Genomic DNA, 23,183 nt, shown 5'->3' with positions numbered 1-23,183 from the left:
AACCCAATTGATCAAGAGGCTGAAAGATGGATTTCAACTTAAATGACGAGCAGGAACTGTTTGTCGCCGGTATTCGTGAACTGATGGCCAGTGAGAACTGGGAAGCTTATTTTGCCGAGTGCGATCGCGACAGCGTCTACCCTGAGCGTTTTGTAAAAGCGCTGGCGGATATGGGCATCGATAGCCTGTTGATCCCAGAAGAACACGGCGGCCTGGAAGCCGGTTTTGTCACCGTTGCCGCCGTCTGGATGGAACTCGGACGTCTTGGCGCACCGACTTACGTGTTGTACCAATTACCGGGAGGTTTTAACACTTTCCTGCGTGAAGGGACTCAGGAGCAAATTGATAAAATCATGGCGTTCCAGGGCACCGGAAAGCAGATGTGGAACTCTGCTATCACCGAACCGGGAGCGGGATCGGATGTTGGCAGTCTGAAAACCACTTATACACGCAAAAATGGTAAGGTTTATCTTAATGGCAGTAAGTGCTTTATCACCAGTAGCGCCTATACCCCGTACATCGTAGTGATGGCGAGAGATGGTGCATCGCCGGATAAACCTGTTTATACCGAGTGGTTTGTTGACATGAGCAAAGCGGGTATCAAGGTCAACAAACTGGAGAAACTCGGTCTGCGCATGGATAGCTGCTGTGAAATCACCTTTGATGACGTTGAACTGGACGAGAAAGACATGTTCGGTCGGGAAGGTAATGGCTTCAACCGTGTGAAAGAAGAGTTTGACCATGAACGCTTCCTCGTCGCGCTGACCAACTACGGTACGGCAATGTGCGCTTTTGAAGACGCCGCGCGCTACGCCAACCAACGCGTACAGTTTGGCGAAACGATCGGCCGTTTCCAGCTGATCCAGGAGAAGTTCGCACACATGGCGATCAAACTGAACTCCATGAAAAACATGCTGTTGGAAGCCGCATGGAAAGCGGATAACGGCACCATTACTTCTGGTGACGCGGCAATGTGTAAATACTTCTGCGCCAACGCCGCGTTTGAAGTGGTAGACACCGCCATGCAGGTACTGGGAGGTGTTGGTATCGCGGGCAACCACCGCATCACGCGTTTCTGGCGTGACCTGCGCGTTGACCGTGTTTCTGGTGGTTCTGACGAAATGCAGATCCTGACGTTAGGTCGTGCGGTACTCAAGCAATACCGATAGAACGACGCAACCTGTAGGCCTGATAAGACGCCTTAGCGTCGCCATCAGGCAATCAATGCCGGATGGCGGCGCGAGCGCCTTATCCGGCCTACATGGACACCCATAAATGCCAGGAGAAAAATGATGAATCATTTACCAATGCCAGCCTTCGGCCCGCTTTCCGGGGTACGCGTTGTCTTTTCAGGGATCGAAATTGCCGGTCCGTTCGCCGGACAGATGTTCGCCGAATGGGGCGCTGAGGTTATCTGGATTGAAAACGTCGCATGGGCCGATACCATTCGCGTACAGCCTAACTATCCGCAGCTCTCACGCCGTAACCTGCACGCCCTGTCACTGAATATTTTCAAAGATGAAGGCCGGGAAGCGTTTCTGAAGCTGATGGAAACCACCGATATTTTCATTGAAGCCAGTAAAGGCCCGGCCTTTGCCCGCCGCGGTATTACCGATGAAGTGCTGTGGGAACATAACCCGAAACTGGTTATCGCCCACCTTTCCGGCTTCGGCCAGTTTGGTACCGAGGAGTACACCAATCTTCCGGCGTATAACACCATCGCACAAGCGTTCAGCGGCTATCTGATCCAAAACGGCGACGTGGATCAGCCAATGCCCGCCTTCCCGTACACCGCCGATTACTTCTCCGGGATGACCGCAACGACAGCAGCGCTGGCGGCCCTGCACAAAGTGCGCGAAACGGGTAAAGGTGAAAGCATCGATATCGCTATGTACGAAGTGATGCTGCGCATGGGTCAGTATTTCATGATGGATTACTTCAACGGCGGCGAAATTTGCCCACGCATGACCAAAGGCAAAGACCCGTATTACGCTGGCTGCGGCCTGTATAAATGCGCCGATGGCTATATCGTTATGGAGCTGGTCGGCATCACGCAAATCAACGAATGCTTCAAGGATATTGGCCTCGCCCACATTCTTGGCACACCGGAAGTCCCGGAAGGCACCCAGCTTATCCATCGTGTGGAATGCCCTTACGGCCCGCTTGTGGAAGAGAAACTGGACGCCTGGCTGGCAACGCACACCATCGCCGAAGTCCAGGCGCGCTTTGCTGAGCTGAACATCGCATGCGCGAAGGTGCTGACTATTCCTGAACTGGAAGGCAACCCGCAGTACGTTGCCCGTGAATCTATTACTCAGTGGCAAACAATGGATGGCCGCACCTGCAAAGGGCCAAACATCATGCCGAAATTTAAAAACAACCCGGGGAAAATCTGGCGTGGCATGCCGTCACATGGCATGGATACTGCCGCCATTCTGAAAAATATTGGTTATAGCGAAGCAGACATAAATGAGCTGGTCGGCAAAGGCCTGGCCAGAGTTGAGGAATAAACGCGACGCGCTGACCCCTCGATGGTTAGCGCTCACGCCTGATTTCAGTGGATAAAGCAATATGGATATCGTTGGCGGACAAAACTTACGTCAGATGTGGGACGACCTGGCCGGGGTGTACGGAGATAAAACGGCGTTAATTTTCGAATCCTGCGAAGGAATCGTTCGGCAGTTTAGCTATGCCTCGCTCAATGAAGAGATTAACCGCACGGCAAACCTGTTCCATTCCTTAGGGATCCGCAAGGGCGATAAGGTCGCATTGCATCTGGATAACTGTCCGGAATTCATTTTTTGCTGGTTTGGGCTGGCAAAAATTGGCGCCATCATGGTACCGATTAATGCCCGCTTGCTGGGTGAAGAAAGTGCCTGGATCCTGCAAAACAGCCAGGTAAGTCTGCTGGTCACCAGCGCCCAGTTTTATCCTATGTACCGCCAGATACGACTGGAAAATAGCACCCCGCTTAATCATATCTGTCTGATTGGCGAACAGCTTCCGGCTGACGACGGCGTGAGTCACTTTACCCAACTGCAATCCCGCCAGTCCGCCACGCTGTGCTATACGCCCGCGTTATCCACTGACGATACGGCGGAAATTCTGTTTACCTCAGGCACCACCTCGCGGCCTAAAGGGGTGGTAATTACCCACTACAACCTGCGGTTTGCAGGCTACTACTCTGCCTGGCAAATCGCCCTGCGCGATGATGACGTCTACATGACGGTGATGCCCGCGTTTCATATCGATTGTCAGTGTACCGCCGCAATGCCCGCATTCTCCGCTGGCAGCACCTTTGTGCTGCTAGAGAAGTACAGTGCCAGGGCGTTCTGGAATCAGGTGCATAGATATAAGGCGACGGTTACCGAATGCATTCCGATGATGATCAGAACGCTAATGGTGCAGCCCGCTGCACCAACCGACAGACAGCATCACCTGCGCGAAGTGATGTTCTACCTCAATTTATCCGAGCAGGAAAAAGACGATTTTACCGAACGCTTTGGCGTCAGGCTGCTGACCTCCTACGGTATGACTGAAACCATCGTCGGTATTATCGGCGACCGTCCCGGTGACAAACGACGCTGGCCCTCCATTGGCCGCGTGGGATTTAGCTATGAAGCCGAAATCCGTGACGATCACAACCGTCCCCTGCCCGCCGGAGAAATTGGCGAAATCTGTATTAAAGGCGTGCCGGGCAAAACAATCTTCAAAGAGTACTACGCGCAGCCGGAGGCTACCGCCAAAGCGCTGGAACCTGAGGGCTGGTTACATACCGGTGATTCGGGCTATCAGGATGAGGATGGCTATTTTTATTTCGTCGACAGGCGCTGCAACATGATTAAACGCGGCGGAGAAAATGTCTCCTGCGTCGAGCTGGAAAATATTATTTCTGCGCATCCCAAAATTCAGGACATTGTGGTTGTCGGTATTAAAGATTCAATCCGTGATGAAGCCATTAAAGCGTTTATCGTCCTTAATGAAGGTGAAACATTAAGCGAAGCCGAGTTCTTCAGCTTCTGCGAAAACAATATGGCGAAATTCAAGGTTCCCTCTTTTATGGAGATAAGAACCGACCTGCCGCGCAATTGTTCAGGAAAAATAATCAAAAAAAATCTGAAATAACCCTTCCGACAGGAACTCCTCCTGCCGGGAAATCTATTTATCTGGAGATGAACTATGAGTGATTCATTACATCTGACCCGTAACGGCTCGATCCTGGAAATTACCCTCGACCGGCCTAAAGCCAATGCCATTGACGCCAAAACCAGCTTTGCCATGGGTGAAGCGTTTCTTAATTTTCGTAACGACCCGGAATTACGCGTAGCGATTATCACCGGCGGCGGTGAGAAATTCTTTTCTGCAGGCTGGGACTTAAAAGCAGCAGCTGAAGGTGAAGCGCCAGATGCCGATTTTGGCCCAGGCGGCTTCGCCGGTTTAACCGAAATTTTCGATCTCGATAAGCCGGTCATCGCTGCGGTAAACGGCTATGCGTTTGGCGGTGGTTTTGAGCTGGCGCTGGCGGCGGATTTTATTGTCTGCGCGGAAAATGCCAGCTTCGCACTGCCGGAAGCCAAGCTCGGGATCGTGCCTGACAGCGGCGGCGTACTGCGTCTGCCTAAGCTGCTGCCACCGGCAATCGTCAACGAAATGGTGATGACCGGCAGACGAATGAGCGCCGAAGAAGCGCTGCGTTGGGGTATCGTCAACCGCGTTGTCAGCCAGGGCGAACTGATGAATAGCGCGCGTGAACTGGCGCAGCAGTTGGTCAATAGCGCCCCGCTGGCTATCGCCGCACTGAAAGAGATCTATCGCACCACCAGCGAAATGCCGGTGGAAGAAGGCTACCGCTACATCCGCAGCGGCGTGCTGAAGCACTATCCATCTGTACTGCATTCGGAAGATGCGCTTGAAGGTCCGCAGGCGTTTGCCGAAAAACGCGACCCGGTGTGGAAAGGTCGTTAATAAGCCGATGCCGGATAGCGATTCGCTTATCCGGCAATAAAACCGAGATAAAACGATGAGCTACTACGCCTTTGAGGGCCTGATTCCGGTGGTACATCCGGATGCCTTTGTCCATCCCAGCGCCGTGCTGATTGGCGATGTCATAGTGGGTGCCGGAGTTTATATTGGCCCGTACGCGTCATTGCGCGGTGACTATGGTCGCTTGATCCTGGAGGCTGGTTCTAATTTGCAGGATGGCTGCATCATGCACGGCTACTGCGACACCGACACCATCGTGCATGAGAACGGACACATCGGCCATGGCGCAATCCTGCACGGTTGCGTGGTGGGCAGAGATGCGCTGATCGGCATGAACAGCGTCATTATGGACGGCGCAGCGATTGGCGAAGAGAGCATTGTCGCCGCCATGAGCTTCGTCAAAGCCGGATTTCAGGGAGAGGCAAGGCAGATGCTGGTTGGCTCACCCGCTCGCGTATTGCGTGAAGTCACGGACCAGGAACTGCACTGGAAACGGCTAAACACCAAAGAGTATCAGGATCTTGCAACTCGCTGCCACACAGGTCTACACGAAACACTGCCCTTAACGCGGGTCGAAGAAAACCGGCCACGCCTGAAAGGCACAACGGACGTAAAACCCAAATCATCACAGTAATTGATGCCGGATGCGCTCACGCTTATCCGGCCTACGCGTCAATCACCGTTTATGCCGCCATCAGGCAAACTGATTATTAGCGACGCATACTCTTGGAGAGCATCATCTGCCATTTCTGCTCACGGTTGAGCTCTGTTGGAGGAACGGCAGACAGGCGTGGCGTTTTCGCCATGCTCACCTTTTTCTCCTGCAAATTGTGATTCAGTCGGCTGTAGAGATGAGAGTCAATACTCACGACTTTCACCAGACGCTGGCACTGACAACCCCGACCGGCAATCTGATTAGGGATCATCTTAACTTCACAAACAATTTCTCCCACTTCCGACAGAATATAAGAGAGCGTATTAATTGCTTTGCAGTGCTCGATATCAAAATGGCGGGAAATTTCCTTTGCGGTGATCCAACGATCCTCGGCCATCATCCAGTCAGCAATTAACAAATAAAGCGGTCTTTCAACATATTTTTCACACATAAGCACACCATTTTCACAAATTAAAAATCTGGCTACGGCCTGTCCAAATTAATAAAAACTAAGCCATATTAAAATTGTGGATATAAAGGATAGTATGCGACTTGAATGTTGATTAGTGTGAGCAATATCGTGCTTATTACATTGAAAATGTGGTTACGGAAACGGACTTGTCCAGGAATGACCTTACGCAAGACAAAAAAAGGGTTTCTTTACAGAAACCCTTTCAAAATTATATTACAGATCCGGTTAGAGCAATATTCACCGGACCTTTTGTTTATTACTTTTTGATCTGCGCGTGCATTTCCTGCACCGAGGTTACCTTCTCGGTGGCATCGGCATTCAACGCCATCGCTGTGGCGAAACCGCCGTTCAGCGTAGTGTCATAATGCACTTTGTACTGCAGCGCGCTGCGGCGAATAAGCTTGGAGTCTTCAATCGCCTGACGACCTTCGGTGGTGTTGATGATATAGGTGTACTCGCCATTCTTGATACGGTCCTGAATGTGCGGACGACCTTCATGCACCTTGTTCACCAGACGTGGATTGATACCCGCTTCACCCAGAACAATCGCGGTCCCGTGCGTCGCATCCAGCTCGAAGCCAAACTTCAGCAGTTTCGCTGCCAGGTCAACCACGCGCTCTTTATCGCCTTCGCGAACGGAGAGCAGCGCACGACCCTGTTTTTTCATGGTGGAGCTGCTGCCCAGCTGTGCCTTGGCGAACGCTTCCGCGAAGGTACGGCCCACGCCCATCACTTCCCCGGTAGAGCGCATTTCTGGCCCTAACAGCGGGTCAACGCCCGGGAATTTGTTGAACGGCAGCACCACTTCTTTTACCGAGTAGTACGGAGGGATTACTTCTTTGGTTACGCCCTGCTGTGCCAGCGTTTTCCCGGCCATCACGCGCGCCGCGACTTTCGCCAGCGGTACACCAGTTGCCTTGGAGACGAACGGAACGGTACGTGCCGCACGCGGGTTCACTTCAATCAGGTAAACTTCGTTATTCTTCACCGCAAACTGGACGTTCATCAGACCGCGAACCTGCAGTTCGAAGGCCAGTTTCTGCACCTGTTGGCGCATCACATCCTGAATTTCCTGGCTCAGGGTGTAAGCAGGCAGAGAACATGCGGAGTCACCGGAGTGCACGCCCGCCTGTTCGATATGCTCCATGATGCCGCCAATCAGCACCATTTCACCGTCGCAGATAGCGTCCACGTCCACTTCAACCGCGTCATCAAGGAAACGGTCCAGCAGTACCGGCGCATCGTTAGAAACGCTGACTGCGGTCTGGAAGTAGCGACGCAGGTCGGCTTCATCGTAGACGATTTCCATCGCGCGACCACCGAGAACATACGACGGACGCACTACCAGCGGGTAGCCAATCTCTTTCGCCTTCTCAACAGCCTGTTCGATAGCCGTTACGGTAGCGTTCGCCGGCTGTTTCAGCTTCAGACGGTCAACCGCCTGCTGGAAACGCTCGCGGTCTTCCGCGCGGTCGATGGCATCCGGGCTGGTACCGATAACCGGTACACCTGCCGCTTCCAGCGCACGTGCCAGCTTCAGCGGGGTCTGTCCGCCGTACTGTACGATGACGCCTTTCGGCTTCTCGATACGAACGATTTCCAGTACGTCTTCCAGCGTGACCGGTTCGAAGTACAGGCGGTCAGAGGTGTCGTAATCAGTTGAAACGGTTTCCGGGTTACAGTTGACCATGATGGTCTCGTAACCGTCTTCGCGCAGCGCCAGCGAGGCGTGTACGCAGCAGTAGTCAAACTCAATACCCTGACCGATACGGTTTGGACCACCGCCCAGCACCATGATTTTATCGCGGTCAACGGACGGGTTCGCTTCGCACTCATCTTCATAGGTGGAGTACATGTAAGCGGTGTCGGTGGCAAATTCTGCCGCACAGGTATCCACGCGTTTGTAGACCGGGTGCAGATTGTACTGGTCGCGCAGTTTGCGGATTTCCGCTTCGCGAACGCCGGCCAGTTTCGCCAGACGCGCATCGGCGAAGCCTTTGCGCTTCAGTACGCGCAGGAAGTCAGCGTCGAGGCCGTTGATGCCAAGGTCGGTGACTTTTTCTTCCAGACGTATCAGCTCTTCAATCTGCACCAGGAACCAGCGGTCGATGTTGGTCAGATTGAACACGCCATCGACGGACAGGCCAGCACGGAAGGCATCGGCGATGTACCAGATACGCTCAGCGCCCGCGTCTTTCAGCTCGCGGCGGATTTTGGTCAATGCTTCCGGATCGTCGAGGCTTACTTTCGGGTCGAAGCCGGTCGCGCCCACTTCCAGACCGCGCAGCGCTTTCTGCAGCGATTCCTGCTGGGTGCGGCCAATCGCCATCACTTCACCGACAGATTTCATCTGCGTGGTCAGACGGTCGTTAGCACCAACGAATTTCTCGAAGTTGAAGCGTGGAATTTTGGTCACAACGTAGTCGATGGACGGTTCAAACGAGGCCGGTGTACGGCCACCGGTGATGTCGTTCATCAGTTCGTCGAGGGTGTAACCTACGGCCAGCTTGGCAGCGACTTTCGCAATCGGGAAGCCGGTAGCTTTGGACGCCAGCGCCGAGGAGCGGGATACGCGAGGGTTCATTTCGATGACAATCAGGCGACCGTTTTTCGGGTTTACCGCAAACTGGACGTTAGAACCGCCGGTTTCTACGCCGATTTCACGCAGTACCGCCATCGAGGCGTTACGCATGATTTGATATTCTTTGTCGGTCAGCGTCTGGGCAGGTGCTACGGTGATGGAGTCACCGGTATGGATGCCCATCGCGTCGAAGTTTTCGATGGAGCAAACGATGATGCAGTTGTCGTTTTTATCACGCACCACTTCCATCTCGTACTCTTTCCAGCCAATCAGTGATTCATCAATCAGCAGCTCGTTGGTTGGGGAAAGATCCAGACCGCGTTCGCAGATTTCTTCGAACTCTTCGCGGTTATAGGCGATACCGCCACCGGTGCCGCCCATGGTGAAGCTAGGGCGGATAATGCACGGGAAGCCAACGTCAGCGGCAACCGCCAGCGCTTCTTCCATGGTGTGAGCGATGCCTGAACGTGCGGTGTCGAGACCAATCTTCTTCATCGCGATATCGAAGCGACGACGGTCTTCCGCTTTATCAATGGCATCCGCCGTTGCGCCAATCATGGTCACGCCGAACTCAGCCAGTACGCCCTGGCGTTCCAGTTCCAGCGCACAGTTCAGCGCTGTCTGACCGCCCATGGTTGGCAGCACCGCATCCGGGCGTTCTTTCTCAATAATTTTGCGCACCACTTCCCAGTGAATCGGCTCGATGTAGGTGGCATCGGCCATTTCCGGGTCGGTCATGATGGTTGCCGGGTTGGAGTTCACCAGAATAACGCGGTAACCCTCTTCACGCAGGGCTTTACACGCCTGCGCACCGGAATAGTCAAACTCACACGCCTGACCGATAACAATCGGACCCGCGCCCAGAATCAGGATACTTTTTATGTCTGTACGTTTTGGCATGGCTCTTTTACTCCTGATTATTTCGCGGACTGACGGTATTGCTCAATTAACTCGATAAAGTGGTCGAACAACGGTGCAGCGTCGTGCGGACCCGGACTCGCTTCAGGGTGTCCCTGGAAGCTGAACGCCGGTTTGTCGGTACGATGAATCCCCTGCAAGGTGCCGTCGAACAGTGACTTGTGGGTCACGCGCAGGTTGGCAGGCATGGAAGCTTCATCTACAGCAAAACCGTGGTTCTGTGCGGTAATCATCACGGTATTGTTATCAATATCTTTTACCGGATGGTTACCGCCGTGGTGGCCAAACTTCATCTTAATGGTCTTCGCACCGCTCGCCAGCGCCAGCAGCTGATGGCCGAGGCAGATGCCAAATACCGGAATATCGGTTTCGAGGAATTTCTGAATCGCGGTAATTGCGTAGTCGCACGGTGCCGGGTCGCCAGGACCGTTGGACAGGAAAATACCGTCCGGATTCATCTTCAGAACGTCTTCTGCTGAGGTTTTCGCCGGTACAACCGTCAGGCGGCAGCCGCGGTCCGCTAACATACGCAGAATGTTACGTTTGGCGCCGAAATCGTAAGCCACAACGTGGAACGGCATTTCATCGGCAGATTTCGCTTCCGGCAGGTCACCGGCTAGCGTCCAGCTCCCCTGCGTCCAACTATAAGGCTCCGCGGTGGTCACTTCTTTCGCCAGATCCATACCGTTCAGGCCTGGGAAAGCTTTTGCTTTTTCCAGTGCCAGCGCCGCATCCGGGTTATCGCCCGCGATGATGCAGCCGTTCTGTGCGCCCTTTTCACGCAGCAAACGCGTCAGCTTACGGGTATCGATATCAGCAATCGCCACAATGTTATGGCGCTTGAGGTAAGAAGAGAGGTCTTCAGTATCGCGGAAGTTGCTGGCAATCAGCGGCAGGTCGCGGATGACCAGGCCTTGCGCATGTACCTGAGAAGATTCTGCATCGGCTTCATTGGTGCCGACATTACCGATATGAGGATAAGTAAGAGTGACGATTTGGCGGGAATAGGAAGGATCAGTGAGGATTTCTTGATAACCGGTCATTGAAGTATTGAAAACGACTTCCCCAACCGCCGAACCTGTTGCCCCTATGGCCCGACCGTGAAACTGGGTTCCGTCTTCCAGAACCAATAGCGCTGACTTAATCAAAACACCCTCCAGAGAATATTCACTCACTTTATTTGCATATTAATTCATTAACACCTCATGAATCAATGCAAATTTGCTTACCTATGGATTTCTGGCAAACGGCGGCATTCTAGAGATAGCTCACACAAAAGTCTACCCAAAAGGGCTTTTTTTATTATTATTTTGCGCCACTGGGATAAAACACACGATTTAACAGGCAAAAAGATCAGCTAACTCAGGGTAGAAAACGCTTGCGGTAGGCAAAGAGTGTAAAAACAGAATGCAAGAGAGAAAAAAGTGGACCATTTGGTCAAAATTTACATTGAGATAACACAAACACCCAACAAAACATATAAAAACACTAATCTTAAAGAAAAAATACACCAAAAAGTGAAAAATAAAAGGGCAATAAAATATTGCCCTATGTAATCAAATAATTATGATTACAATAACCACATCACGAAGGGTAATGAAAGCTATAAACTGCGTAAATTAAGCACATCTTTCATATCAAAAAGACCATTTGACTTTGATTTCAGCCAAATCGCCGATCGCACTGCGCCATTGGCAAAGGTCATACGGCTGGACGCTTTATGCGTGATCTCTATACGCTCGCCAATATCGGCAAACATCGCGGTATGCTCACCGACGATATCCCCCGCCCGCACCGTGGCAAAACCGATCGTGCCCGGTACGCGCTCGCCGGTGTAACCTTCACGCGAATAGACCGCGCATTCTTTTAAATCTTTATCCAGCGCCCCGGCAATCGCCTCGCCCATCGCCAGCGCAGTGCCTGACGGCGCATCCACTTTATGGCGGTGGTGGGCTTCAATAATCTCAATATCGGTGTAATCACCCATCACTTTCGCCGCCTTCTCCAGCAGCTTAAGCATGACATTGACGCCAACGCTAAAGTTCGCGGCGAAAACGATAGCAATCTCCTGCGCGGCATCGCGAATAGCCTGTTTACCTGCGTCATCAAAGCCGGTGGTGCCAATCACCATCCCTTTACCGTGCTGGCGGCAAAACGCCAGATGCGCCAGCGTGCCTTCCGGGCGGGTAAAATCGATGAAAACATCGAAATCATCTTTCACCGCTTCAAGACTGCTTTGCACGGTAACGCCCGTTTTCCCGGCTCCCGCTAACTCTCCGGCATCGCTTCCCAGTAAGGACGAGCCTTCGCGCTCTAACGCGGCACCCAATTGAACACCTTCCATCGCCATGGCGGCCTGGATTAACTGCCGTCCCATGCGGCCACCGGCGCCGGCAATGGCGACACGGATTTGTGCTTCATGCATAGCTATTCTCTTTTATAAAAATTGCGTAAACCGTTTTCAGAGTAACCAGCGCGCCCGGAGGCCGCTAGCTGAAAACACCCATAATTAGAATTTAATGATAAACAGAGGGGAATATCAGTAAAAGACATGATTCATCCCGCAGGATGAATCATTGCTGGATCACAGGAAAGAAGTCAAACTTACTCAGTATGGCGCAAAATGATGGGAAAACGACGGAAATACGAGCAGAAATCAGCCAGTCTGCGTAGATATTTTCGCGAGTGTGGTTTTATGGCACGAGCGTGTAGTTGACGATCATTTGCCCTTTTTTCATCTTCACCTGAGTAATCGTCACCGGTCCAATCTCAGAGAGATGGGCAACATGCGTCCCTCCGCAGGGATAAGCGAGGAGATGACCAAATCCAACCTGCCGCAACCCGTCGGTGAATGTCACTTGTCTGGCGAGATTGTCTGCCTGCCAGGCGTTGATTTTCTCCTGCAACGATAGCGTATCCGGTAACGTGCCGTTTTCACCGGCGGCGAAAGTAATGCGCCCCTCATTGGGCCAATGATGTGCTTTCACCGGGAGCCAGCCAAACGCTGTACCCGCCAGGCCGATAAGATGTCCTGCCGAGTGCAGGCGGGCGTGCAGTTGACGCAACGCGATATCCACACGCAGGTTCACGATACCGGGGAGGAGCGGTTTTGCCACGATGTGCACCACATCGTCACCGCGCGCGAGGACTGTTTCAACCCGCTCATCTTCAATCCAGCCCGCATCCGCAGGCTGCCCGCCTCCCTGCGGGTGAAAAAGGGTTCTATCCAGTACCACCGCGTACCGTCCATCCGGCTCAGCCGAGCAACTCAGTAAGTTAGCCTGGCCTTCAGTGTTATCGCTGGTGTAATAAAGACGTTCAGTCATGATTGCTCTCCTCTTGATGGGAAGAGTATATTCACTTTACTGACGTCGATAATCCTGCGCTGGTTCAATGCATCTTTGCCTGGTACGCACAAATGAACCCTAATCTTCTTCCCGACCTTGCCACCTTTGTGTTGATTATCGACCAGGGGAGCTTCTCCGCCGCCGCCAAAGCCTCGGGTGCTACGCCTTCCGCTATTAGCCGCAGCGCTTCACGCCTCGAGAAGGCGTTGGGCAGTAAGTTGCTGCACCGTACGACGCGCAAGCTGGCGCTCAGCGAAACGGGCAAAATTGTGTATGCACACGCGCAGGAAATGCTGCATGCGGCACAAATGGCTGTCGACTCAGGCAGCAGTCGACAAACCATCGCGCAAGGGCAACTGACCCTCAGCGTGCCGAAAGCGGTGGGGCGATTTGTCATTCATCCACTGATGGCCGAATTCTTTACGCGCTACCCGCAAGTGGACGTCTGCCTTCGGCTGGAAGACCGGTATATGGATTTAATCGACGACGGCGTCGACCTTGCACTGCGCATCAGTCAGTCGCCCTCCCCGGGCCTGTACGGGAAACCGCTGATGCCGGTCAGCCATGTGATATGCGCAACCCCCGAATACTTACGCAAGCACGGTACGCCCGAGCACCCGCAGGCACTGCGCGAGCATAGCTGTATCAGTCTTGGCGAGACACCTGCGGATTCACGTTGGAAGTTTCGACGCGGTGAGCGCATGGAGACTATTCAGACTCATGGCCGCTACGCCGCCAACCACACCGGTGTACGCCTGGACGCGGTAAAAAAGGATCTGGGAATCGGCAGCCTGCCACTGTTCACCGCCAGCGAGGCACTCGCCAATGGCGAGATTGTCCAGGTACTGCCAGAATGGGAATTTATCAGCGACTACAGCGGGGAACTGTGGCTGCTATGGACGCGCAATCAACATATGCCCGCCAGAATGCGGGCGATGATTGATTATCTCAGCGAGAAGGTGCCGTTGCACAACACCTGATTACAGCGCGCGGGCAAATACCTCTGCCACCCACTGCTGGAAACCTTCAACGTCCAGGCCCAGCGCAACCTGCGCATTTGCCGGATGCCCCAAGCGTCCTTCGATGTCCACCACCGTCGTACCCGAGGTATATTCGCCCTGGGTTTCAACCGCCACGAAACACGGCTGCAGGGTAAACAGTTCCGGGCGCACCAGCCAGGCAATGGCACACAGATCGTGCATTCGCAGCCCCGTATTCATACTGCCGCTACGGTAATGGCTAAACAGCGCATGCAGCATTTTCCCCGTCTGGTTAAGTTGGGGGAGCGTCGCCAGATAGTCCGGGGCAAGCATAGCCTGATTAGTGACATCCAGCCCACACATCACAATCTCCAGCCCGCTCTGGAAGACTTTCGCGGCGGCCTCGGGATCGATAGCAATATTAAACTCGGCGTTGGGTGTGAAGTTCCCGCGCCCGGCAGAGCCGCCCATAATCACCAGACGGTGAATGTTAAATACGCATTCAGGATAATGGGTCAGCAGCAGCGCAATGTTGGTCAGCGGGCCAATTGCCACCAGCGTCACGGGCTGCGGGGCATGCATCAGCGCATCGCGAATCGCCTGGAAGGCGGGTTTTGCCATCGCCTGGCGGTCATGTTCGACAAATTCATACCCTTCCATACCGGACTCGCCGTGCACGGAAGCGGCATCACGCAGCGGCCGCACCAGCGGCATTGATGCTCCCTGCGCTAGCGGAACATCCGCATTCCAGAAGTGCAGCAGTTGCAACGCATTACGGGTGGTTTTTTCCACCGACACATTGCCTGCTACCGTGGTCATTAGTTGCAGATCCAGCTCAGGGGCAAACAGCGCGGCGGCAATAGCGGCGGCATCATCAATGCCGGGATCGGTATCAAGAATGATCGGTAAGCGCATGGTTTCTCCATAAAAAAATGCCAGACGTTAAGTCTGGCATCTTCTCATAATCGTAACCGGAAAGACTTACTCTACTTCACGAACATCCACACGCAGCTCTTTCGGTACTTCGAAAACAATGTTTTCTTCACGGCCTTCCAGCGGAATAGCTTCTCCACCGCCAAGCTCTTGCAGACGAGCAATCACGTTTTGCACCAGGATATCCGGCGCCGAGGCTCCGGCCGTCACGCCTACGCACGTAGCTTCTTTCACCCACGCTTCCTGGATGTCGGTCGCATCGTCAATCAAATACGCTGCTTTCCCCATTCGCTGGGCCAGTTCAGCCAGACGGTTGGAGTTAGAGGAGTTTTTCGAGCCGACCACCAGCACAACATCAGCCTGTTCCGCCAGCGCGCGAACCGCTTCCTGACGGTTGGTGGTGGCATAACAGATATCGTCTTTGCGCGGCCCGACAATTTTCGGGAAGCGTTGGCGCAGCGCGTCAATGACGTCAGAAGTGTCGTCAACGGAAAGCGTTGTCTGCGTCATGAAGGATAATTTGCCTTCATTTTTGACGTCCAGTTTCAGCACATCTTCCGGTGATTCAACCAGATACATTCCCCCTTGCGGGTTGCTGTACTGGCCCATTGTGCCTTCGACTTCCGGGTGACCAGCGTGGCCGATAAGAATCGACTCTTCACCGCGACGGCTGGCGCGGGCAACTTCCATATGCACTTTCGTTACCAGCGGGCAGGTCGCATCAAAAACCGTGAGGTCACGGCCTTTGGCCTCGTTACGTACCGCCTGAGATACGCCATGAGCGGAGAAAATCAGGATCGCGCCATCCGGCACTTCGCTGATTTGCTCGATAAAAATAGCGCCGCGCTCGCGCAGGCTATCCACCACATAGCGGTTATGCACCACTTCATGACGGACATAAATCGGCGCGCCGTAAATAGCCAGCGCGTTTTCCACAATGCTGATAGCGCGGTCTACGCCAGCGCAAAAACCGCGCGGGTTGGCCAACAGGATCTGCATTTTACGCCTCCAGTGCCGGTTCGACTTCCAGCACTTCAATATCAAAATGAACGGTATGCCCGGCCAGCGGATGGTTGAAATCTACCGTGATCGAGTCACCGTTGATTTCGCGGATCACGCCAGGCATCTCACTGCCGTCCATTGCGGTAAAGAGCATGATAGCGCCAATTTCTGGCTCGCCCGCGTCCATAAACTCCCGACGCGAGAAATACTGAATTAAGTCCGGACTTGACACGCCAAAGGCGGCATCCGGTTCCAGAGCAAAAGTGGTTTTATCACCTTCTTTTAGCCCCAGCAGGTGTTGTTCCAGTCCTTCAGACAGAGAACCGTCGCCCAGGCGAAACAGCGCAGGCTTGCCGTTATTGCGGGTTGACTCTGCGGTTGAGCCATCGTCGAGCTTAAGGGTGAAGTGCACCAGCACCGCACTGTTACTCTGTACTGATTTAGACATGCAGGTTGCTCTTTAAAATTGCTGCCGCCTGTTTGCCCGGTGGCGATACGCTTACCGGGCCAACAAGGATCGCAGTATATTGTAGGCCGGATTAGCATAGCGCCATCCGGCATTTTTTTATGCGGCTTTTTTCTCTTTCGACGGCAGGAAGCCTTCGAGAACAATCAATGCCGCGCCGATACAGATAGCAGTATCGGCCAGATTGAAGGTCGCGAAATGCCAGTCGCCGACGTAAAAGTCAATCATATCAACCACGAATCCGTGCCACAGGCGGTCGAACAAGTTGCCCAGTGCACCGCCAATGATTAACGCATACGCGATGTTGTTCAGCTTCTGGGTCGCCTTCGAGCGATACATCATCACCATCAGGATGACGCAAATACCGATGGCGATGCCGGCAAAGAACCAACGTTGCCAGCCGCCGCTGTCGGCTAAGAAGCTAAACGCCGCACCATAGTTACGCGCGTAGTGCAGATTAAGCGACGGAAACAGCGACACCGTATCCCCCAGAGCAAAGTTCTGGAGGATCAGGTATTTGCTGCCTAAATCGATAATCAGCACGACTACCACCAGCCACAGCCAGCGTAGTCCTGTTGAACAAAGAGGCTTACTCATCAGGCAAACTTACGTTGTTCGCCATCACCGGCGATGTTGCTGACACAGCGTCCGCAGATATCTGCATGTTCCGCCACCTGGCCGACGTCGGTAGTGTAATGCCAGCAGCGCGGGCATTTCTCACCTTCGGCTTTGCTCAGTACGATTTTCAGACCTTTGAGCAGTTCGCTCTGCTGAGCATCAGCAGGAGCAGCCGCATAATCCGCAACCGTCGCACCAGAGGTCAGCAGTACAAAACGCAACTCTTCGCCCAGCGCGGTCAGTTTCGCCGCCAGCTCAGGTTCAGCGTACAGGGTCACTGCAGCCTCCAGAGAACCACCGACTTTCTTATCCGCACGCGCCTGTTCGATGACTTTGTTCACTTCACCACGCACTTTCAACAGCTCGTCCCAGAAGGCATCGTTCATCGCTTCGGTTTCGCCTAAGCCAAACAGACCTTCGTACCATTCACCGGTAAAGACATACTTCTCACGATCGCCCGGCAGGTAGCCCCAGATTTCATCGGCGGTGAAGGACATGATCGGCGCCATCCAACGAACCAGCGCTTCAGCGATATGGAACAGCGCTGTCTGGCAGCTACGACGCGCCACGCTGTCCGCTTTCGCGGTGTACTGACGGTCTTTGATGATGTCGAGGTAGAACGAACCCATTTCGACGGAGCAGAAGCGCATCAGGCGCTGTACCACTTCGTGGAAGTCATAGGCTTCATAGGCTTTCAGGATTTCATCCTGCGCCGCTTGCGCACAACCTACCGCCCACCTGTCCAGAACCACCATCTCTTCCGGTTTCACCATGTCTTTAACCGGATCGAACCCGTTCAGGTTCGCCAGCAGGAAGCGCGCGGTGTTACGGATACGACGATAGCTGTCGGCAGCACGTTTCAGAATTTCGTCAGAAACGGCCATTTCACCGGTATAGTCGGTTGAAGCCACCCACAGACGCAGAATATCCGCGCCCAGTTTGTTCATCACATCCTGCGGAGAAACGGTGTTACCGATAGACTTGGACATCTTACGGCCCTGACCATCAACGGTGAAACCGTGAGTCAGTACCTGGCGATAAGGTGCTTTGCCTTTCATGGCGGTGGAGATCATCAGAGATGACATGAACCAGCCACGGTGCTGGTCAGAGCCTTCCAGATACATATCGGCCGCATGGCCTGCAAACTCAGGACGCACGTCCACGACGGAGGAGTGGGTTGAACCAGAGTCGAACCACACGTCCAGCGTATCCGGGACTTTGACATACTGGTCAGCTTCGTCGCCGAGGATATCTTTCGGATCGAGATCCCACCACGCCTGGATGCCGTCAACTTCAACGCGTTTAGCCACTTCTTCCATCAGTTCGATAGCGCGCGGATGCAGCTCTTCGGTGTCTTTGTGAACAAACAGAGACATCGGCACACCCCACGTACGCTGACGGGAGATACACCAGTCAGGACGGTTAGCAACCATCGATTCAATACGCGCCTGGCCCCAGTCCGGGATCCACTGCACGCCTTTGATCTCTTTCAGGGACTGCGCGCGCAGGCCTTTCTGATCCATGCTGACGAACCACTGCGGCGTCGCACGGAAGATGATCGGTGACTTGTGACGCCAGCAGCATGGGTAGCTGTGCTGCATCTTCTCAACGTGCAGCAGCGCACCTTTTTCGCTCAGCAGCGCAACAATTTTGTCGTTGGCTTTAAAGACGTTCACGCCGTCCAGATCCGGATAGGTACCCGCCAGGTATGCGCCGTCCGGGCCAACCGGGTTAGCGATTTCCAGACCGTATTTCTGGCTGATGACGTAGTCATCCGGACCGTGACCGCCAGCGGTATGAACCGCACCGGTACCCGCATCCAGCGTAACGTGATCGCCAAGGATAGCCGGCACATCAAAGCCCATAAACGGATGGGTAAAGCGCAGCAGTTCCAGCTCAGCGCCTTTAACGGTGCCGAGAATGGTGTATTCAGCCGCGCCAATACGCTGCATAACACTTTCAACCAGATCTTTCGCCAGAATCACAGCCTGGCCGTCAATCTGCACCAGCGCATAGTCAAAATCAGGTGCCAGAGAGATTGCGCGGTTCGCCGGTAACGTCCACGGGGTAGTGGTCCAGATAACCAGAGAGATCGGGCCGTTGACGTCAGAAACGCCAAATTTCGCTTTCACCGCATCCTGATCGGCGGCGTGGAACGCCACGTCGATGGACGGGGAGGTTTTGTCATAATACTCAACTTCCGCTTCCGCCAGCGCGGAACGGCAGTCAACGCACCAGTGCACCGGCTTCGCACCTTTGTGCAGGTGACCGTTACCGATGATTTTACCCAGCGCACGAATGATGTTGGCTTCGGTTTTGAAGTCCATGGTCAGGTACGGATGCGACCAGTCGCCCAGTACGCCAAGACGGATAAAGTCTTTACGCTGACCGTCAACCTGGGTCGCTGCGTATTCGCGGCACTTGGCACGGAACTCAGCGGCGGTAAACTTCTCGCCCGGTTTGCCGTATTCCTGCTCTACTTTCAGCTCGATCGGCAGACCGTGGCAGTCCCAGCCCGGAACGTAAGGCGAGTCATAACCCGTGAGTCCTTTGGACTTCACGATAATGTCTTTCAGAATCTTGTTAACCGAGTGACCAATATGAATGCTGCCATTCGCATAAGGAGGGCCATCATGCAGAATGAAGGTTTTTTTGCCTTTTTTGGCCGCACGAATGATGCCGTACAGGTCATCATCAGTCCAACGCGCCAGCATTCCCGGTTCGCGCTTGGCGAGATCGCCGCGCATCGGGAACCCTGTTTCCGGCAAATTCAGGGTTGATTTATAGTCACTCATCAGATTCTCGGTTCCGTATTTAAAACTCGTATAGGCATTAAGCCGGTTTTGTTAGCCCAAAAAATTCACGGGCAGTCAACTCATCACGCGCAATCTGCGCTTTTAGTTCATCCAGCGAGGCAAATCGCTGTTCGCTGCGTATTTTTTTACGCAGTACTACATCTATATGGCGACCATACAGGTCCATTACAACGTCCAATAGATGCACTTCCAACTGTTGGCGTACGCCTGCTACCGTCGGGCGGGTGCCGATGTTGGCGACGCCGGGCAACGGTTTATCGCCCAGTCCCATCACTTCAACTGCATAAACCCCTTTCACCGGAGAAACCTGGCGACGCAGCGGTAAGTTTGCTGTCGGAAAACCGATGGTGCGCCCTAATTCATCACCGTGAACGACACGTCCTGAGATAGTAAAAGGATGCCCAAGCAGGCTTTCGGCCAGTTGCAGGTTATCTTCTGCCAGCGCCTGACGTACCGCGGTGCTGCTAATGCGCACACCGCCTTCGCAGAAGGTTTGGGTGCTGGTGATATCAAAACCATACTCAGCGCCCGCTTCCTGTAATAACAAGAAATCGCCCGCACGGCTAGCGCCAAAGCGGAAATCATCACCAACGGCAAGAAATTGTACACCAAGGCGCTTAACCAGCAGATCGCTGATGAAGGTCTGCGCCGTTAATGCCGCAAAGCGCCTGTCAAAACGCACGCACAGCACGTAGTCCACGCCGCATTCCGCCAGATAACGCAGTTTTTCGCGCAGGCGAGTGAGGCGCGCAGGTGACTTGTCGGTCGCAAACAGCTCCAGCGGCTGCGGCTCGAAAATCATCACCATCACCGGTAAATTGCGTTTGCGCCCTTCTTCCCGTAAACCCTGCAGCAACGCACGGTGGCCACGGTGCACGCCGTCGAAATTACCAATAGTCAGCACACACCCATGCGGGGCCTGACTGAGATTATGTATGCCTCGTATCAGCTTCATGTCTGGCTCAAAACAGTGAAAATCGTGAAAGTATACCCTGTACCGCGGTCAACGTTAACCGGCGATTGTTTCTACGAAACAGAAAGAGGATTGTTTTCATTGTTATGAAACAAATTGCAGACCTTCATGGGCACGCCAATGCAATTTTTCTCGTGGAAAAGCTGTATTCACGCCACGCAAGCTGGTAGAATCCTGCGCCATCACTACGCAACGAGTGCTGCAATTTAAACGGCGCTTATTTGCACAAATCCATTGACAAAAGAAGGCTAAAAGGGCATATTCCTCGGCCTTTGAATTGTCCATATAGAACACATTTGGGAGTTGGACCTTGGCTAATATCAAATCAGCTAAGAAGCGCGCCGTTCAGTCTGAAAAGGCCCGCAAGCACAACGCTAGCCGTCGCTCTATGATGCGTACTTTCATCAAGAAAGTATACGCAGCTATCGAAGCTGGCGACAAAGCTACTGCACTGAAAGCATTTAACGAAATGCAACCAATCGTGGACCGTCAGGCTGCTAAAGGTCTGATCCACAAAAACAAAGCTGCACGTCATAAAGCAAACCTGACTGCACAGATCAACAAACTGGCTTAATCGCCTGCTTGTTGTCGCTTTGTGAAAAAACCCGCGCAAGCGGGTTTTTTTATGCCTGCTATCTGACGTTTTTCTCTTTAGCCACTGATGTTGTTCTCGCTCGTTCACGCTCTTCCTGACCAGCCTGTTTTTTCAGCTATCCCTTCCTCAGTCGCGTCGCGTAATACGTGAAAGTTATTTTCTTTCACTGTTTTCCTTTTTTTATTTCATTATTAAAAAAACTGTGACCACCTTAGCAAATAGAAACATCGTTCATTCAAAAACGAATAAACGCAATCCTGATGTAAGATTTGATAATTGATTGCTGCGGTAAGGTTAACTACTTTTCATGTACACCTTACTCACTCATTTTAATCTGAGGTTAAATTCAGTAACGACATAAAAAATAATATTTAAAACTTGCTTGGAAAGTAGAAGCTGTTTTTCTGGGCGTATCGTTCCAGTATCGGAGTTATTATTATGAGTTCTGTTATTGAGGATACCCAGTCATGCGGGTCAACATCATTATCTTTACTACAGCGTATTAGCTACGGCTCTTTGGATGTGGCGGGTAATCTGCTGTATTGTTTCGGTTCAACTTACATTTTATATTTCTACACAGACGTTGCAGGTATTAGCCTCGCCGTAGCAGGCGTCATCCTGCTGCTGGCACGTATTGTCGATGGCATAGACGCCCCCATATGGGGGATCATCATCGATAAAACGCGTTCGCGTTACGGTAAATGCCGCCCCTGGTTTTTATGGTTGCCATTACCTTTTGCCGTATTCAGCGCCCTGTCATTTTGGTCTCCTGATATCAGTATGACCGGAAAAGCTATCTATGCAGCAATATCTTATATGATTGCTAGCATTCTATTTACCGGACTTAATACACCGCTCAGTGCAATATTACCTCTGATGACCTTATCGCCTAAGGAAAGACTGGTTTTAAATTCCTGGCGAATGACCGGTGGGCAGATTGGGGTTTTATTAATGAATGCGACTGCACTGCCGTTAGTTGCTTTTTTAGGTAACGGAAATGATCATGCGGGTTTTATTTATACGGCGATTATATTTGCCGTAATATCCTGTTCGCTAACGCTTTTCGCCTTTAAAAATATCCGTGAAATGGATACGGATAAAATACAGCAAGAACCTAAATTGCCGATGAAAAAGAGTTTTGCGGCAATGAAAGGCAACTGGCCATGGATCCTGATGGTGCTGGCAAACCTGATCTTCTGGATTGCCCTACAACAACGCTCCACAACGATTGTCTACTATCTGACCTACAATCTCGACCGCAAAGATCTGGTTCCGCTGATTAATAGCCTGGCGACAATTCAGATCCTGTTTATCATCGCTATCCCCTTCTTTAGCAAATACCTGGCTAAAACATGGATATGGGTAGGCGGTCTGCTGGTCGCCACGCTTGGCGGCATCATGATGTGGCTGGCAGCGGACAACATTCCTTTTCTCATCGCCGCCTGGGTACTCGGCAATATCGGCAGCGGTATCGCCTGCTCAATGCCGTTTGCCATGCTGGGCTTCGCAGTCGACTTCGGCGCATGGAAGACGGGTATTAAGGCTACCGGCATTCTTATCGCCTTCGGCAGCACCTTCTGCATCAAGATGGGTAGTGGCCTCGGTACCGCTTTCGCTGCCTGGATCATGAACAGTTTTGGCTATGTCCCCAACCATGCCCAGAGTGCTGCGGGTCTGGAGGGAATTACCTGGGCCTTTATCTGGGCACCCGCCCTACTCTTCGCGCTCGCAGCGATCCCACTACTTTTCTTTCGTAAATACGAAGCGATGGAAGAGAAGATTCGCCACGATCTGGAAACCATCAATTAAAAACGATCTTTACCTTCACCCTCGAAATATGGGAG

General features: G+C 52.9%; 19 protein-coding genes and 1 pseudogene. 8 read left to right on the top strand and 12 right to left on the bottom strand.

The features are described from left to right. The first annotated feature begins 26 nt into the window (after positions 1-26). The 5 genes from caiA to caiE all read left to right on the top strand — a co-directional run bounded on the left by caiA (position 27) and on the right by caiE (position 5,617). Positions 27-1,169: a crotonobetainyl-CoA dehydrogenase gene (gene caiA, locus OGX83_RS01415; RefSeq protein WP_003018898.1), complete on the top strand. Its 1,143-nt coding sequence runs from the start codon at positions 27-29 to the stop codon at positions 1,167-1,169. A 123-nt stretch (positions 1,170-1,292) separates the two neighbouring features. Beyond that, a complete protein-coding gene (gene caiB / locus OGX83_RS01410) occupies positions 1,293-2,510 on the top strand; it encodes an L-carnitine CoA-transferase (RefSeq protein WP_003018901.1) in 1,218 nt (405 codons plus the stop codon). Positions 2,511-2,571: 61 nt separating this feature from the next. Continuing rightward, entirely contained in the window at positions 2,572-4,125 is a 1,554-nt protein-coding gene (gene caiC / locus OGX83_RS01405; protein ID WP_048227113.1) for a crotonobetaine/carnitine-CoA ligase, read from the top strand. Positions 4,126-4,179: 54 nt separating this feature from the next. After that, entirely contained in the window at positions 4,180-4,965 is a 786-nt protein-coding gene (gene caiD / locus OGX83_RS01400; RefSeq protein ID WP_286587249.1) for a crotonobetainyl-CoA hydratase, read from the top strand. A 55-nt stretch (positions 4,966-5,020) separates the two neighbouring features. Beyond that, positions 5,021-5,617: a carnitine operon protein CaiE gene (gene caiE / locus OGX83_RS01395; RefSeq protein ID WP_286587248.1), complete on the top strand. Its 597-nt coding sequence runs from the start codon at positions 5,021-5,023 to the stop codon at positions 5,615-5,617. 76 nt (positions 5,618-5,693) lie between these two features. Here the strand turns inward: caiE and caiF are convergent, their stop codons facing one another. From caiF to OGX83_RS01370, 5 genes are all read right to left on the bottom strand, one after another. Further along, complete coding sequence (caiF, locus tag OGX83_RS01390) at positions 5,694-6,089, bottom strand: carnitine metabolism transcriptional regulator CaiF (RefSeq protein ID WP_003829705.1); 396 nt, start codon at positions 6,087-6,089, stop codon at positions 5,694-5,696. Between the two features lie 277 nt (positions 6,090-6,366). After that, positions 6,367-9,591 carry a carbamoyl-phosphate synthase large subunit gene (gene carB, locus OGX83_RS01385; protein ID WP_286587247.1) on the bottom strand — a complete coding sequence of 1,075 codons (3,225 nt, stop codon included), beginning with the start codon at positions 9,589-9,591 and terminating at the stop codon, positions 6,367-6,369. 17 nt (positions 9,592-9,608) lie between these two features. After that, entirely contained in the window at positions 9,609-10,757 is a 1,149-nt protein-coding gene (carA, locus tag OGX83_RS01380) for a glutamine-hydrolyzing carbamoyl-phosphate synthase small subunit (protein ID WP_003829709.1), read from the bottom strand. A 455-nt stretch (positions 10,758-11,212) separates the two neighbouring features. Next, a complete protein-coding gene (gene dapB, locus OGX83_RS01375) occupies positions 11,213-12,034 on the bottom strand; it encodes a 4-hydroxy-tetrahydrodipicolinate reductase (protein WP_286587246.1) in 822 nt (273 codons plus the stop codon). Positions 12,035-12,302: 268 nt separating this feature from the next. Further along, complete coding sequence (locus OGX83_RS01370) at positions 12,303-12,935, bottom strand: alanyl-tRNA editing protein (protein WP_286587245.1); 633 nt, start codon at positions 12,933-12,935, stop codon at positions 12,303-12,305. Positions 12,936-13,027: 92 nt separating this feature from the next. Here OGX83_RS01370 and OGX83_RS01365 point away from each other — a divergent pair, with 92 nt between their 5' ends. Next, complete coding sequence (locus OGX83_RS01365; protein WP_032942336.1) at positions 13,028-13,936, top strand: LysR family transcriptional regulator; 909 nt, start codon at positions 13,028-13,030, stop codon at positions 13,934-13,936. Here the strand turns inward: OGX83_RS01365 and rihC are convergent, their stop codons facing one another. The 7 genes and pseudogenes from rihC to OGX83_RS01330 all read right to left on the bottom strand — a co-directional run bounded on the left by rihC (position 13,937) and on the right by OGX83_RS01330 (position 20,949). Then, the gene (gene rihC / locus OGX83_RS01360) at positions 13,937-14,851 is read right to left on the bottom strand and encodes a ribonucleoside hydrolase RihC (protein ID WP_286587244.1); all 915 of its coding nucleotides are present in this window, start codon (positions 14,849-14,851) and stop codon (positions 13,937-13,939) included. It abuts the gene before it with no gap. 66 nt (positions 14,852-14,917) lie between these two features. Then, positions 14,918-15,868, bottom strand: a complete 951-nt coding sequence (gene ispH, locus OGX83_RS01355) for a 4-hydroxy-3-methylbut-2-enyl diphosphate reductase (protein WP_043018372.1) — start codon at positions 15,866-15,868, stop codon at positions 14,918-14,920. A 1-nt stretch (position 15,869) separates the two neighbouring features. Continuing rightward, positions 15,870-16,319 carry an FKBP-type peptidyl-prolyl cis-trans isomerase gene (gene fkpB / locus OGX83_RS01350; RefSeq protein ID WP_003018929.1) on the bottom strand — a complete coding sequence of 150 codons (450 nt, stop codon included), beginning with the start codon at positions 16,317-16,319 and terminating at the stop codon, positions 15,870-15,872. A 117-nt stretch (positions 16,320-16,436) separates the two neighbouring features. Further along, positions 16,437-16,934: a signal peptidase II gene (lspA, locus tag OGX83_RS01345; protein WP_003018932.1), complete on the bottom strand. Its 498-nt coding sequence runs from the start codon at positions 16,932-16,934 to the stop codon at positions 16,437-16,439. After that, on the bottom strand, positions 16,934-19,750 hold the full coding sequence (gene ileS, locus OGX83_RS01340) for an isoleucine--tRNA ligase (RefSeq protein ID WP_003829724.1): 2,817 nt from the start codon (positions 19,748-19,750) through the stop codon (positions 16,934-16,936). Before ileS ends, lspA begins: the two co-directional genes overlap by 1 nt. 37 nt (positions 19,751-19,787) lie before the next feature. Continuing rightward, positions 19,788-20,726, bottom strand: coding sequence for a bifunctional riboflavin kinase/FAD synthetase (gene ribF, locus OGX83_RS01335; protein ID WP_003829725.1), 939 nt, complete (start codon positions 20,724-20,726; stop codon positions 19,788-19,790). 7 nt (positions 20,727-20,733) lie between these two features. Continuing rightward, positions 20,734-20,949 (bottom strand): annotated as a pseudogene (locus OGX83_RS01330) (DUF2575 domain-containing protein). 105 nt (positions 20,950-21,054) lie between these two features. Here OGX83_RS01330 and rpsT point away from each other — a divergent pair. Together rpsT and OGX83_RS01320 are read left to right on the top strand one after the other, a co-directional pair. Then, the gene (gene rpsT / locus OGX83_RS01325; protein WP_003018940.1) at positions 21,055-21,318 is read left to right on the top strand and encodes a 30S ribosomal protein S20; all 264 of its coding nucleotides are present in this window, start codon (positions 21,055-21,057) and stop codon (positions 21,316-21,318) included. Positions 21,319-21,777: 459 nt separating this feature from the next. After that, the gene (locus OGX83_RS01320) at positions 21,778-23,148 is read left to right on the top strand and encodes an MFS transporter (protein WP_186413753.1); all 1,371 of its coding nucleotides are present in this window, start codon (positions 21,778-21,780) and stop codon (positions 23,146-23,148) included. Positions 23,149-23,183: the final 35 nt, after the last annotated feature.

The sequence above is a fragment of the Citrobacter sp. Cpo074 genome (genome assembly GCF_030332745.1).
GTDB classification, from domain to species: Bacteria; Pseudomonadota; Gammaproteobacteria; order Enterobacterales; family Enterobacteriaceae; genus Citrobacter; species Citrobacter portucalensis.
The sequence above is the reverse complement of the archived record's forward strand: the minus strand, read 5'-3'. Positions and strand labels throughout refer to the sequence as shown.